We start from the raw sequence: 14,430 nt of genomic DNA on the forward strand, positions 1-14,430 counted from the left end.
TGGAGACATCCAGCATGACGCAACCGACCAGCATTCAGGGAGAGCACCTGCCTACCGCTCTCTCCCTGGCCGCCTCCAGCGTGCCCGTACTGCCGTTACGAGCCGGGAAGGTGCCGTTCGGGAACTGCCGTCGCTGCGCCAACAACGCGTGTGGCGGGCGGCCGAACATGAAGACGCCCGGCCCCTGCACCTGCCCGCACCCGTGCCACGGCTGGGCCGCCGCCACCACCGACCCCAGCGTCATCAACTCGCCGACATGGGCGCGAGCGTGGCGCGAGGCCGCGGCGGTGGCCTACCACCCTGGGGACGCCGGTCTCACCGTCGTCGACCTCGACAACGCGGAAGCCATCGCGTGGGCCCGTGCCAACCTGCCTGCCACACGGGCCGTGCCGACGACCCGGGGCGAGCACTGGCTCTACCGAGGCGCCATGCAGTCCGCCAACGCCGTACGGCCTGGCGTGGACATCAAGTCCACGATGGCCTACGCCCGGTGGCTGGGCCCCGGATCCGGCACCGTCACGGCCCTGCCGGACGTCGTACGCACGCTGGCCGTTAAGGAACCCGCCACGGTCCGACCGACATTCATCACTGTGCCTGCGCTGGCCGGTGGCGGGGCGTGCCCGCACCGCACGCCCGCGTATCTGGACCGTGGCATCTCTATGGCCGTGCAGCGCATCAGCGAGGCCCGTAGCGCCATCCACGCGACCGTGTACCACACGTTCCTCGCGGTGCTGTCGACGCACGGTCGGTGCGGCTGCCTCACCGATGCCCACGTGGCGCGGCTGTTCACCGCCGCTCAGGCCAAGGGCGAGAGCCCGCGGCACTGCACGGACGCCTGGACCAACGCCCGCACCACGTTGGGAGTGTGACCGTGGCAGACGACGACAAGACCCCGGCCCGCGAGGTCATTACCGACTACGCGCAGGCGCACTTTCGGTACTTCCGCACCCCGGACGGCACCGTGTACGCCCAGCGCAAGGGCCACCCCGTGGCCCGGCCGATCCGCTCACAGGGAACCACCGGAAGCCACCGGCAGGAACTCATGGTCGGCCTGTTCAAGGACGGGCGCGGCGTGTTCAACGGCACCGCGCTGAAAGAGGCGCTGGACCTGATCGAAGCGCTCGCGCTGAGCGAGGACGTGCAGCCCGTCTACATCCGCGTCGCTCCGGGCTTCGACGGGGCGACATGGCTGGACCTCGGACGCGACGACGGGCAGTCCGTACGCATCCACCCCACCGGCTGGGACATCACCACCCCAGACCCCCGCGAGGTGTGCTGGCGCCGAACCCAGCTCACCGGGGAACTGCCCCTGCCGGCCAAGGACACCGACGGCAAGGGCATCGACGCACTGATGCGGCTGTGCAACTTCGCCACCGCCGAGACCGAATGCCTGGCCATTGCCTGGCTCATCGGCTGCCTCGGTCCGTCGGTGCCCGTCCCGGCGCCGTTCCTGACCGGACCGCAAGGTGCGGGCAAGTCCACCGGCGGGCGGATGCTGATCCGGATCGTGGAGGGCATGAGCGGGGACCTGCGCCGGGCCCCCAAGGACGAAGAGAACCTGATCGCAGCAGTGTCGGCGGGATGGGTCACCGCTCTGGACAACCTCTCCCACATGACCCCGGACCTCTCGGATGCGATGTGCTGCATCGTGACCGGCGCCGAGAACGTCAAACGGGCCCTGTTCACCGACGGAGACGTATTCCGCGTCGGCTACCGCCGCCCCCTGCTCCTGACCGGCATCGACGTCGGAGTCATCCGCCCCGACCTCGCCGAACGGCTCCTGCCACTGCGGCTGGAGCGCCCCACAGTGCGGCGCACCGAAGCCGAACTGTGGGCGGAGTACGCGGAAGTGCTGCCCATCGTCCTCGGCTCGCTCCTGGACCTCACGGTCAAAGCCCGCGCGGCGAAAGCCGAGACGCCGACGGATCTGCGGATGGCCGACTTCGCCCACCTGTGCGCGCAGCTCGACGCCGCGACCGGATTCGGGGTCCTCGCCGCCTACCGAGCAAGCCTGGACGACCTGAACGACGACGTGATCGAAGGTGACCTGCTCGCGCAAACCGTCCTGCGTCACGCCGACACCATCTCCCCCGGCGCGGCACAGCGGATGACGTCCACAGAGTGGCTGCAACTCCTGAGCGGCCTCTACAACGGCGAGGGGCAGCGTCCCCTGCCGAAGGGCTGGCCGACCACCGGGAAGGTGCTCTCCGACCGTCTCAAGCGCCTACAACCCACCCTGGCCGCCCGCGGCGTGCTCATCGACTCCGGGCGCATCAGCGCGGGCCGCTACCTCGAAATGACCCGCCCCACCGCGCCCGCCCCGCAGGAACACAGACGCATGTTCTGACCGCGCCCGCACAGGCTGAACAAGCAAGAGGAGCACCACCGGCGCCGCGTGCTCCTCTTGCTGTTCGGCGGAACGCCGCCCCAAGGACGCGCCGCGAAGCGGCTCCTCATTGCACCTCCGGCGGCACCGCCGCCGCCCCAAGATCGCGCCGCGAAGCGGCTCCTTCTTCACGCTTTGAGGCGCCACCGCACTACAACAGACACCCCCTCTTTTGTCCTAAGAGGGAAGACGCTGCGTCATCTGCGTCACGCAGGACGCCAAACGGCCTCTGACCTGCAACGAAAGCCATGACGCAGACGCTGGTCGCTGCGTCATCCTGCGTCATCTGCGTCACCCGATGACGCAGCCCATGCCGCACCGATGACGCAGGCCCTAGCCACCGCGTCAAGCAAAACCGCAGGCCAGAAGCATGAATGTCGCTGATGACGCGATGACGCAGAAATCCGCACCTCGGACACACACGGGCCAAGTTCCCGAGCCCACCCCCGGAAGGCAAAGACGAACTGCCCAGGAGGCCCCCCGGATGAGCACCGTAATTGCTGCCCCCGTCGACCGACTTCTGTACAAGCCCGAGGAAGCCGCCGAAGCTCTCGCCATCGGCCGATCCACCGTCTACGAGCTGATGGCCGAAGGCGCCCTGAAGTACATCAAGTTGGGCCGCATACGCCGGATCCGGCGGTCCGACCTTGAGGCGTACGTCGCCAACCTCGCCCCACTGCCGAACTGAACCCCGAGCACGTCACCGAGGCGCCCCGAGCATCCCGCTCGGGGCGCTCCCGCATGGAGGAGCACATGAGCCCCCGCAAGCCCAACATGGAGTCGTCCATCTACTTCGGCGCCGATGGCTGGTGGCACGGTCGCGTGACGATGGGCGTCAAGAGTGACGGCGGCCCCGACCGACGCCACCGCCGAGCTCGAACCGAGGCCGAGATCAAGCGCAAGGTGAAGGAGCTTGAGCGTCAACGCGACCAGGGCCGTGCACCCGCAGCGGGCCGCAAGCCGACCGTCGCCGCGTGGATGGAGACCTATCTCACCGACATCGCGAGCCTGAAACTCAAGCCGCGCTCGCTCGATGACTACTGGTCCAAGACCCGCAACGACATCATCCCCGGCGTTGGCAAGCACCGCATCGATAAGTTGCAGCCCGAACACCTGGAGCGGATGTACCGTGCCATGCTCGACGCCGGACATGCTGCCTCGCATGTCGTGAAGGTGCACCGCATCCTGTCGCGCGCCTTGAAGATCGCCCACCGCCGCCGCATCGTCGGCGAGAACGTCGCCACGCTTGTGGACCCGCCGAGCATCGACGAGACCGAGGCCAACCCCTTCACCAAGGAGGAGGCGAAAGCGTTCCTAGAAGCTGCGGCGATGCGGCCCACCTTCATGCGTTGGATCGTCGGTGTCGGCATGGGGTTTCGGCAGGGTGAGACCCTCGGGCTGCGCTGGTCGTACGTCGACCTGGAAGGGGAGCTGTTCCACCCCGAGTGGCAGCTTCAGCGCCTCACGTGGCGGCACGGCTGCAACGACGCGCACGCCTGTGGAGGGCGTCTGCACCGCTTCGAGCCGTGCCCGCCGGACTGCACCGCGCACAAGGGCTACGAGCGTGGCTGCCCGAAGCCGTGCCCCAAGACGTGCACGAAGCATGCGAGCGCGTGCCCGAAGCGCAAGGGAGGCGGGCTCACCTTCACACGACCCAAGACCAAGAAGAGCCGCAACGCCGTGCCGATCCCGCCCGTCTTCGTTCCCTTCCTGCACGACCACAAGGCCCAGCAGGAAGCGGGACGGGGAGTTGCCGGGGAACTGTGGCAGGAGCACGACGTCGTGTTCTCGCGACCGGACGGCCGTCCGCTGGACCCGCGCGCCGACTACGAGGAGTTCAAGGAACTACTCAAGGAGGCCGGGATCGATGACCGCCGCTTGTACGACGGGAGCCGCCACACCGCCGGCACGATCCTCAACGAGCTGGGCGTCGACATGCCCACGATCATGGAAATTCTGAGGCACACGCAGATCAGCCAGACCCGGCGGTACGTCAAGGGCCGGTCCCACCTGTCCAAGGACGCCATGCGGCGCATGGGCGAGTTCTTCGTGCCCCCGCCGTCGCCTTCGCCGGCCCCGATTCCGGGCCCCACTGAGACCAGAACTGAGACCGCCGATACCCGAGCGGCACGCGCACAACGCCGCCGCCGCATTCGCTGAACGAGAAAGCCCAGCTCAGACACTGTCTGAGCTGGGCTTGAAAAAGAGCCGCCTTCGGGATTCGAACCCGAGACCTACGCATTACGAGTGCGTTGCTCTGGCCATCTGAGCTAAGGCGGCGCGCTGTCCGCACTATGGTGCGATCAGCAACGTCGGTAAGTCTACACAGTTTCCGGGGGTGCTCCGCACGCGCCCCCGCGCGCGGTGGGCGGGGGCGTTCGGCAGCGCTACGAGCAGCGTTTTCCATCGGCCGGAGGGGTGCCTTCGAGCAGGTAGCGGTTGATCGCGGAGTCGATGCACTGGCTGCCGCGGCCGTAGGCGGTGTGGCCGTCGCCGACGTAGGTGAGGAGGGTCCCGGAGGAGAGCTGGGAGGCGAGGGACTGGGCCCAGCGGTACGGCGTCGCCGGGTCCCGGGTGGTGCCGACCACCAAGATCGGGGGCGCGCCCTTCGCCTCGATGCGGTGCGGCTCACCGGATGCCCGCACCGGCCAGTACCCGCAGTTCAGTGCCGCCCAGGCCAGCCCCGCGCCGAACACGGAGGACGCCTTCTCGAACCCGGGCAGGGCCTTGTCCACCTGATCGGGGCTTTCGAAGGCGGGTGGGAGGTCGAGGCAGTTCACGGCGGCGTTGGCGAACATCAGGTTCGCGTACTTGCCGTTCGCGTCGCGCTCGTAGTAGCTGTCGGCGAGGGCCAGCAGGCCCGCGCCGTCGTCGTCCTTCATCGCCGAGTCGAGCGCCTCGCGCAGCTGCTCCCAGGCCGCCTCGTCGTACATCGCCGCGATCACGCCGGTCGTCGCGAGCGCCTCACCGAGCTTGCGGCCGTCCGGATCGCCCGTGGGGATGGGCTTCTCGTCGAGCTCCTGGAAGAACGCCTTCAGGTTCTTGGCCATCTGCTCGGGGCTCGTGCCCGCGTCGCCCAGCGGACAGTCGCTCTGCTGGGCGCAGTCCTTCGCGAACGACTGGAACGCCGTCTCGAACCCGGCCGTCTGGTCCTCGTTCAGCCGGCGTGCGTCGATCGACGGGTCCATCGCGCCGTCCAGGACCATCCGCCCCACCCGGTCCGGGTAGAGGCCCGCGTACGTCGCGCCGAGGAACGTCCCGTACGACGCGCCCACGTAGTTCAGCTTCTTGTCGCCGAGGACGGCGCGCAGGATGTCCATGTCACGGGCGGCGTCCACCGTCGACACGTGCCGCAGCAGCTCCGGGGAGCGCGCCCCGCATCCCTCGGCGAACTTCTTGAACGCGTCGACGAGGTGCTGGGTCTCCAACTTGTCGTCCGGGGTGGTGTCCGTCTGCGTGAACGCGTCCATCTGAGGCCCGGTGAGGCACTCGACCGGCTCGCTGCGGGCCACGCCCCGCGGGTCGATGGCAACCATGTCGTAGCGGGCGCGGACGTCCGCCGGGTAACCGATACCTGCGTACGACTGGAGGTAGTCGATGGCCGAACCACCTGGCCCGCCCGGGTTGACCAGAAGCGAACCGAGCCGTGTGCCCGGCCCGGTGGCCTTCTTGCGGGCGACCGCCAGTCTGACGTCGCCCGCGTCCGGCTTCGCGTAGTCCAGCGGTGCCTTCATCGTGGCGCACTCGAAGCCGGGCACACCGCAGCTGCGCCAGTTCAGCTTCTGGCCGTAGTACCTCGACAGCCCGGACGGCGTGGAACTCGGCAACGCGGCCAGCGCCGTCACCTTCGTCGTGGACGCCGCCGACGAACTCCCGGAGGAGCAGCCGGAGACGAGCAGCGCGGTGGCCGCGAGCAGCACGCCCCCGACGTAGAGGGGCCGGGACGACCGATGAGTGCGCCTCATGTACATCTCGCGAGCCTAACCCTGAGCGATCGATTGATCACCTTCAGTGGCGACCGAGCCTCGTACGAGTGACTCCGTCAACTCATCCTGCGCTTCCGACGGCCGGGGCGCACTCGCCGGGCGGCTTCAGCCCGCGCGCAGCGCCATGGTCATCGCCTCCACCGCGAGCAGCGGAGCCACATTGCGGTCGAGGGCCTCCCGGCACGCGGCGATCGCGTCGATGCGGCGCAGCGTGGACTCCGGGGTGCCGGCGCGGGCCAGCCGCTCCAGGGTGTCCTCCACCTCCATGTTGGCCAGAGCCAGGCGGGAGCCGAGCTGGAGCGCCAGTACGTCGCGATAGAGCCCGGTGAGGTCGGTGAGGGCCAGGTCCAGGCTGTCGCGCTGCGTACGCGTTCTTCGCCGCTTCTGCCGGTCCTCCAGGTCCTTCATGATGCCGGCGGTGCCGCGCGGCATGCGGCCTCCCTGGACCGCACCGAGGGCGGCCTTCAGCTCCTCCGTCTCCTTCACGTCGACTTCCTCGGCGAGCTGCTTGGCGTCCTCGGAGGCCGTGTCGATCAGCTCCTGGGCCGCCCTGAGGCAGCCGCCGACGTCGCCGACCCGCAGCGGGAGCTTGAGAACGGCGGCCCGTCGCTCCCGCGCGCGCGGGTCGGTGGCGAGACGGCGGGCCCGTCCGATGTGGCCCTGCGTGGCGCGCGCGACGGCGGCCGCCACGTCGGGCTCGATGCCGTCACGGCGTACGAGGATGTCGGCGACCGCATCCACCGGCGGGGTGCGCAGGGTGAGCAGGCGGCAGCGGGAGCGGATGGTGGGCAGGACGTCCTCGACGGACGGCGCGCACAGGAGCCAGACCGTGCGGGGAGCGGGCTCCTCGACGGCCTTCAGCAGGACATTGCCGGCACCTTCCGTGAGGCGGTCCGCGTCCTCCAGGACGATGACCTGCCAGCGCCCCCCTGCGGGCGACATCTGGGCGCGGCGGACCAGGTCACGGGTCTCCTTCACACCGATGGAGAGGAGATCGGTACGGACGATCTCCACGTCGGCGTGGGTGCCCACCAGGCTCGTGTGACAACCGTCACAGAACCCGCAGCCGGGGACCCCGCCGAGCGCGCGGTCGGGGCTCACGCACTGGAGCGCCGCCGCGAACGCCCGGGCGGCCGTGGAACGGCCCGAGCCGGGCGGGCCCGTGAACAGCCATGCGTGCGTCATCTTGGACGCCTCGGGAGGCGGAGCGTCCCCGGCGGCTGCCGTGACGAGGGCGTCGGCGTCCCGGGCGGCGGCGGCGAGCTGCTCGCTCACCTTGTCCTGGCCCACCAGGTCGTCCCACACGGGCATGGGGCACCGCCCTTTCGTCGCACTTTGCCTTGCCGCGTCCATTGTGCGGGTCGCCACTGACATTCGGTCCAGCCCGGGGCGGATCGTCCCGGCCTGCCGCCTCGCCTGCCGCCTTCACCCACGCCGGGCTCCGGCCCGGTCTGTCACACAGCCGTCGTCGCGACCCGGCCGGCATCACACGGCCCGCCGCCGTGCCCTTCCGAACGACACCGCTCCGGCGGGCATCGCTCCGGCCGACACCGCTCCGGCCGAAGTCGATCCGGCCCCGCACGGCCTCAAGGCCTCGGCCCACCACCCGAGCATCGAGGCCTCGGCCCACCACCCGCGCATCAAGGCCCCGCCCGGCTTCCCAGCCGCCGGCGCCCAGCGCCTCCCGCCGCCCGCCTCGCGACCGTGCGTCACGCCGACCGGTGCGGGCGTCACACCGGCCGGCACTCGCGCCACCACCGGCATCCGCCCTCTGTGGGCCGGGGGGCTCCCCGGCCCGCCCCGCGGTGGCCGCCGACCGGTGCCGGACGCGGCCGTCAGCGGCGGCGGCCGCCCCGTCCCTCGTCCCGCTCCTCGTCCTCGCGCGGGCCGAGCAGCTCGTCCGCCAGAGTCGGGAGGTCGTCGAGCGGCGTCTCCTCGGCCCAGTCGGAGCGGGGCCGCCGGCGCGCGGCGCCCTCCTCGACCTGGGGCAGCTCACGCGTGCGGTCGTCGTCGGCGCCGTCCGCCCGTGGGGCCGGCCGCTCGTCCCGGAAGAATCCCGGCGGCACCCGGTCCGTCGCGTCCCCGGCCTGCGTACCGGCGCGCCCCTCCCGTACGGGAGGCAGGACCGCCGTCTCGTCGGCGGCACCCGGGGCCACCTGCGGAATCACCGCGGTCTCGTCGGCCGCTCCGGGAGCGACCGGCGGCAGCACGGCCGTCTCGTCGGCGGCGCCCTGCGGCACCGGCGGCTTCGGCAGCTTCGCCGTCTCCTCGCTGTCGGAGCGGGAATCGGCACGCCGACGGGAGCCGGACCCGGCGCGCGAACCGGCGGACCGGTCCTCCTCGTCCCGCACTCGTGCCAGCACCGTCGTCTCGTCGTCCCGCGCTCCGTCCGACGCGTTCGGCGGGGCAACCACCGGGGTGGGCACCGTCGTCTCGTTGTCGGGGACGGCTCCCGAGCGCGTGCCCGACGACGCGGCCGACGCCTCCGGGGCGGCGGGCGAAGAAAGGGTCGGAGCCACGGACGAGGCCGCCGCCTCCACGGAAGCAGCCGCCGCCGACGAGGCGGCCGCGGCCTGCGTCGCCGCCCGCCGGGCCTCCTCGGCCCGCAGCAGGGCCTCCTCGGCCTTCCGCTGCTTCTCCAGCCGGCGCGCCTCCGCCTCGGCCCTCAGGCGGGCCTCTTCCTCTGCCTGCCTGCGCAGCCGCTCCTCCTCGGCGGCGCGGGCCTGGTCCTCGGCGAGCTGGCGTGCCCGCTCCTCCTCGGCACGACGGCGCGCGTCCTCGGCGCGCTGCCGGGCCTCCTCGGCCTGGCGCTCGGCCTCGCGCCGCTGCGCCTCCTCCAGCTCGCGCTGCTTGCGCTCCTCCTCCTCGGCCCGGAGCTTGGCGAGCTGCTCCTGGCGCTCGCGCTCCAGCCGCTCCTCCTCGGCCTTGCGGGCGGCCTCTTCCTCGGCCTTGCGCCGGGCTTCCTCCTCGGCCGCCTTGCGGGCCTCCTCCTGCGCCTTCACCTCGGCCTCGGACAGCGGCAGCATGATGTCGAGCCGGTGCCGGACGACGGTGGTGACCGCCTCGGGCTCCTGTGAGGCGTCGACGACCAGGTAGCGCCCCGGGTCGGCGGCGGCGAGGGTCAGGAACCCGGACCGCACGCGCGTGTGGAACTCGACGGGCTCCGACTCCAGCCGGTCCGGCGCCTCGGTGAACCGCTCGCGGGCCGCCTCGGGCGACACGTCCAGCAGGACGGTCAGATGCGGAACGAGTCCGTTCGTCGCCCACCGGTTGATGCGGGCGACCTCGGTCGGCGACAGATCGCGGCCGGCGCCCTGGTAGGCGACCGAGGAGTCGATGTACCGGTCGGAGATGACGACCGCACCGCGCGCCAGGGCCGGCCGCACGACGGTGTCCACGTGCTCCGCACGGTCTGCGGCGTACAGCAGGGCCTCGGCGCGGTGCGAGAGGCCCGCCGACGACACGTCCAGCAGGATGGACCGCAGCCGCTTGCCGACCGGGGTGGCGCCCGGCTCCCGGGTGACCACGACCTCGTGGCCCTTGGACCTGATCCACTCGGCGAGCGCTTCCGCCTGGGTGGACTTGCCGGCTCCGTCGCCGCCTTCCAGGGCGATGAAAAAGCCGCTCGTGGTGGGCGTCTGGGCCGGGTCGTCGCCGCCGCGCAGGGCGTCACGCAGGTCGTGCCGCAGCGGCACTCCGGAGCGGTCGTCGACCTTGGCGAGCACCACCACGGCGACGGGCAGCAGCAGGGCGCCGACGAGCATCAGCGTGAAGGCGGCGCCGCCGTGCGCGAACACGAACTTGCCGTTCTCCAGGCGGTGCGGGCCGATCCCGGCGGCCACCAGGGGCGCCATCAACGCGCCGAGCGCCACGAAGACCCGTACGACGGCGTGCAGGTGCTCGGTGGTGCGGGGGCGCCGGTACTCCTCGGTCTCCTGGTCGAGGAGGGTGTGCCCGGTGTTCGCGGCGATGCCGGCGCCGATGCCCGCGAGGGCGAGGATCAGCAGCACGGTGGTGACGTCGGGGACGAGGCCCGCGGCGAGCAGCGCGACGCCGGTGCAGGCGATGGCCAGCGCGAGCAGCCTGCGCCGGGACAGCGACGGCAGCACGGACGGCGCCGTACGGATGCCGACGACGACGCCTCCGGTGAGGGCCAGTACGAGCAGCCCGTACGTCACTGGGCCGCCCCCCAGGTCCTTGGCGTGCAGCACGCAGACGGCGACGGCGGCGGCGATCGCCCCGGCGACCGCGGCGCAGGCGAGCACGAGCAGCGGGATCGCCCCGGTGCGGCCCTTGTCGACGCCGGTGCCTGTCTTGGGGCGGCGCAGTCCTTCGAGGGGTGACCGCGCGCGCGGGGTGCGCGCGTCGGGCAGTTCGAGGAAGGTGAGCACCGACAGCGAGGCGGCGAACAGTCCGGCCGCGACGTACGAGGCGAGCGCCGCCTGGTGCTGGTCGAACCAGACGATCCCGGCGCCCAGCAGATTGTTGACCAGCGACGCGACGACGAGCGTGGCGGCGGCGAGCGGCACCGACAGGAACGCCGTACGCAGCGACAGGCGCCGCAGCGCGCCCATGTGGTCGGGCAGCGGGCGCACCGAGGCGCCCTCCAGCGGCGGTGCGGGCAGCAGGGCGGGGGCCGCGCTCTCCCGGCACACCGTCCAGAACCGCTCGGCGGTTCCGGTCACGAACGCGGTGACGAGGAGGACGGCTAGCGCGTCCTCCGGGCTCCAGTCGATCCACAGCGGCGCGATGATGAGCAGCACGGCCCGCAGCGCGTCCGCGCCGACCATGGTCCAGCGCCGGTCGAGCGGCCCGTCCGGCGAGGTCAGCGAGGTGAGCGGCCCGAGGAGCACGGCTCCGAAGAGCAGCGTGGCGAGGATGCGGGCGCCGAGGACCGCTGCCACGGCGAGGGCGGCACCGCGATAACCACCGCCGAACGAGCCCTCGCTGATCGCCGCCTGGAGGACCAGGACGACGAGCACCAGCAGGGCCAGCGCGTCCGCGACACCTCCCACCAGGTGCGCACTCCACAGTCGCTTCAGCTGCGGCTGGCGCAGCAGCGCGCGGACGGCGCGCTCGCGGGAGTCCGCGACCAGGGCGTCGTCGGGGGCGGGATGGTGGGCCGTTGGTTGCTCGGCTCGCGTCATCCTGCAAGCCTATCCGGACCGACTGACTCCCCGAAGGGGTGCCCGAACATACGGCCGCCCCCACACCGCATGGTGTAGGGGCGTACGTGTCGGGGTTCGAGTCCCGGGTCTCAGCCTTCGGAGGCCGCCGTCTTCTTCGCGGCGGTCTTCTTGGCCGGGGCCTTCTTGGCGGCCGTCTTCGAAGCCGTCGTCTTCTTGGCCGCCGTTTTCTTGGCGGGGGCCTTCTTGGCGGGCGCCTTCTTCGCGGTCTTCTTGGCCGGGCCCTTGGCACGCTTCTCGGCGAGCAGCTCGTAGCCGCGCTCCGGGGTGATGTCCTCGACGCTGTCGCCCGAGCGCAGGGTCGCGTTGGTCTCGCCGTCGGTGACGTAGGGGCCGAAACGGCCGTCCTTGACGACGACGGGCTTCCCGCTGACCGGGTCCTCGCCGAGCTCCTTCAGCGGCGGCTTGGCGGCCGCGCGGCCACGCTGCTTGGGCTGGGAGTAGATCGCCAGCGCCTCTTCGAGCGTGATCGTGAAGAGCTGGTCCTCGGACTGGAGGGAACGCGAGTCCGTGCCCTTCTTCAGGTACGGCCCGTAGCGGCCGTTCTGCGCGGTGATCTCCACGCCCTCGGCGTCCGCGCCGACGACGCGCGGCAGGGACATCAGCCGGAGGGCGTCCTCCAGCGTCACCGTGTCGAGGGACATCGACTTGAACAGCGACGCCGTACGCGGCTTGACGGCGTTCTTGCCGGTCTTCGGGGTGCCCTCGGGGAGCACCTCGGTGACGTAGGGGCCGTACCGGCCGTCCTTGGCGACGATCTGGTGGCCGCTGACCGGGTCGGTGCCCAGCTCGAAGTCGCCGCTCGGCTTGGCGAGCAGCTCCTCCGCGAGCTCGACGGAGAGCTCGTCCGGGGCGAGGTCCTCGGGGATGTCGGCGCGCTGGTGGTTCTCGGCGTCCTTCTCACCACGCTCGATGTACGGGCCGTAGCGCCCGACGCGCAGCACGATGTCGTTGCCGACCGGGAAGGACGACACCTCGCGGGCGTCGATGGCGCCCAGGTCGGTGACGAGTTCCTTGAGGCCGCCGAGATGGTCGCCGTCGCCGTTCCCGGCCTCGGCGGCGCCCGTGGCGTCGCCCTCGCCGAAGTAGAAGCGCTTCAGCCACGGCACGGCCTGGGCCTCGCCGCGCGCGATGCGGTCGAGGTCGTCCTCCATCTTGGCGGTGAAGTCGTAGTCGACGAGCCGCCCGAAGTGCTTCTCCAGGAGGTTGACCACGGCGAAGGAGAGGAAGGACGGCACCAGGGCCGTGCCCTTCTTGAAGACGTAGCCGCGGTCGAGGATGGTGCCGATGATCGACGCGTACGTCGACGGGCGGCCGATCTCGCGCTCTTCGAGCTCCTTGACCAGGCTGGCCTCGGTGTAGCGGGCCGGGGGCTTGGTGGCGTGCCCGTCGACCGTGATCTCCCCGGCGGAGAGCGGGTCGCCCTGGTTGACCTGCGGCAGCCGACGCTCGCGGTCGTCGAGCTCGGCGTTCGGGTCGTCCGCGCCCTCGACGTACGCCTTCAGGAAGCCGTGGAAGGTGATCGTCTTGCCGGACGCGCTGAACTCGGCGTCGCGGCCGTCGGCGGCCGTGCCGCCGATCTTCACCGTCACGCTGTTTCCGGTGGCGTCCTTCATCTGGGAGGCGACGGTGCGCTTCCAGATCAGTTCGTACAGCTTGAACTGGTCGCCGGTCAGCCCCGTCTCGGCGGGTGTGCGGAAACGATCACCCGAGGGGCGGATCGCCTCGTGCGCCTCCTGCGCGTTCTTGACCTTGCCGGCGTACGTACGCGGCTGCGCCGGCAGGTAGTCGGCGCCGTACAGCTGCGTGACCTGCGCACGGGCAGCGGCGACCGCCGTGTCGGACAGGGTGGTGGAGTCCGTACGCATGTAGGTGATGAAGCCGTTCTCGTACAGCTTCTGCGCCACCTGCATGGTGGCCTTGGCCCCGAAGCCGAGCTTGCGCGAGGCCTCCTGCTGGAGCGTCGTCGTACGGAACGGCGCGTACGGCGAGCGGCGGTACGGCTTGGACTCGACCGAGCGGACCGAGAAGTCGGTGTTCTCCAGGGCGGCGGCGAGCGCGCGGGCGTTCGCCTCGTCGAGGTGGAGCGTGTTCGCGCTCTTGAGCTGCCCCAGCGAGTCGAAGTCGCGGCCCTGGGCGACGCGCTTGCCGTCGACGGTCGAGAGACGGGCGACGAGGGTGGACGGGTCGCTCGGGTCGCCGGCCCGGCCGGTGCCGAAGGTGCCGGTCAGGTCCCAGTACTCGGCGGAGCGGAAGGCGATGCGCTCGCGCTCCCGCTCGACGACGAGCCGGGTCGCCACGGACTGGACGCGGCCCGCCGACAGCCGCGGCATGACCTTCTTCCACAGGACGGGCGAGACCTCGTAGCCGTAGAGGCGGTCGAGGATGCGGCGGGTCTCCTGGGCGTCGACCATGCGCTTGTTCAGGTCACGCGGGTTGGCGACGGCCTCGCGGATCGCGTCCTTGGTGATCTCGTGGAACACCATGCGCTTGACCGGGACCTTGGGCTTCAGGACCTCGAGAAGGTGCCACGCGATGGCTTCGCCCTCGCGGTCCTCATCGGTGGCGAGGAAGAGTTCGTCGGAGTCCTTCAGCAGGTCCTTGAGCTTCTTGACCTGGGCTTTCTTGTCGGCGTTGACCACGTAGATCGGCTGGAAGTCGTGCTCGACGTCCACGCCGAGGCGGCGCACCTCGCCGGTGTACTTCTCGGGCACCTCCGCGGCGCCGTTGGGAAGGTCACGGATGTGCCCGACGCTCGCTTCGACGACATAGCCCGGGCCGAGGTAGCCCTTGATCGTCTTCGCCTTGGCAGGCGACTCGACGATGACGAGTCGGCGGCCGCCATTTGCGGTGTCGCTGGTCGGGGACAACT

The 14,430-nt window shown here is 71.1% G+C and carries 8 protein-coding genes and 1 tRNA gene; 4 read left to right on the forward strand and 5 right to left on the reverse strand.

From position 1 onward, the window contains the following. Positions 1 to 14: 14 nt before the first annotated feature. The 4 genes from H305_RS0103050 to H305_RS0103065 all read left to right on the forward strand — a co-directional run bounded on the left by H305_RS0103050 (position 15) and on the right by H305_RS0103065 (position 4,546). Positions 15 to 869 (forward strand): bifunctional DNA primase/polymerase, encoded by an 855-nt coding sequence (locus tag H305_RS0103050; RefSeq protein ID WP_028799121.1) that lies wholly within the window; start codon positions 15 to 17, stop codon positions 867 to 869. Positions 870 to 871: 2 nt separating this feature from the next. Beyond that, positions 872 to 2,347: a hypothetical protein gene (locus H305_RS0103055; protein ID WP_028799122.1), complete on the forward strand. Its 1,476-nt coding sequence runs from the start codon at positions 872 to 874 to the stop codon at positions 2,345 to 2,347. A 523-nt stretch (positions 2,348 to 2,870) separates the two neighbouring features. Further along, positions 2,871 to 3,074 (forward strand): helix-turn-helix domain-containing protein, encoded by a 204-nt coding sequence (locus H305_RS0103060; protein WP_028799123.1) that lies wholly within the window; start codon positions 2,871 to 2,873, stop codon positions 3,072 to 3,074. A 65-nt stretch (positions 3,075 to 3,139) separates the two neighbouring features. After that, positions 3,140 to 4,546 carry a tyrosine-type recombinase/integrase gene (locus tag H305_RS0103065; RefSeq protein ID WP_028799124.1) on the forward strand — a complete coding sequence of 469 codons (1,407 nt, stop codon included), beginning with the start codon at positions 3,140 to 3,142 and terminating at the stop codon, positions 4,544 to 4,546. A 46-nt stretch (positions 4,547 to 4,592) separates the two neighbouring features. On the opposite strand, the gene H305_RS0103070 is transcribed toward H305_RS0103065, so the two are convergent. The 5 genes from H305_RS0103070 to topA all read right to left on the reverse strand — a co-directional run bounded on the left by H305_RS0103070 (position 4,593) and on the right by topA (position 14,428). Further along, positions 4,593 to 4,666: transfer RNA gene (locus H305_RS0103070), tRNA-Thr, on the reverse strand. A gap of 107 nt (positions 4,667 to 4,773) precedes the next feature. Next, the gene (locus H305_RS0103075; RefSeq protein WP_028799125.1) at positions 4,774 to 6,357 is read right to left on the reverse strand and encodes an alpha/beta hydrolase; all 1,584 of its coding nucleotides are present in this window, start codon (positions 6,355 to 6,357) and stop codon (positions 4,774 to 4,776) included. 120 nt (positions 6,358 to 6,477) lie between these two features. Continuing rightward, positions 6,478 to 7,683, reverse strand: coding sequence for a DNA polymerase III subunit delta' (locus H305_RS0103080; RefSeq protein ID WP_028799126.1), 1,206 nt, complete (start codon positions 7,681 to 7,683; stop codon positions 6,478 to 6,480). 524 nt (positions 7,684 to 8,207) lie between these two features. Beyond that, positions 8,208 to 11,519: a dTMP kinase gene (tmk, locus tag H305_RS0103085; RefSeq protein WP_028799127.1), complete on the reverse strand. Its 3,312-nt coding sequence runs from the start codon at positions 11,517 to 11,519 to the stop codon at positions 8,208 to 8,210. Between the two features lie 110 nt (positions 11,520 to 11,629). After that, positions 11,630 to 14,428: a type I DNA topoisomerase gene (gene topA / locus H305_RS0103090; RefSeq protein ID WP_028799128.1), complete on the reverse strand. Its 2,799-nt coding sequence runs from the start codon at positions 14,426 to 14,428 to the stop codon at positions 11,630 to 11,632. Between the last annotated feature and the right edge of the window lie 2 nt (positions 14,429 to 14,430).

The sequence above is a fragment of the Streptomyces sp. 142MFCol3.1 genome (assembly GCF_000424945.1).
GTDB lineage: Bacteria > Actinomycetota > Actinomycetes > Streptomycetales > Streptomycetaceae > Streptomyces > Streptomyces siamensis.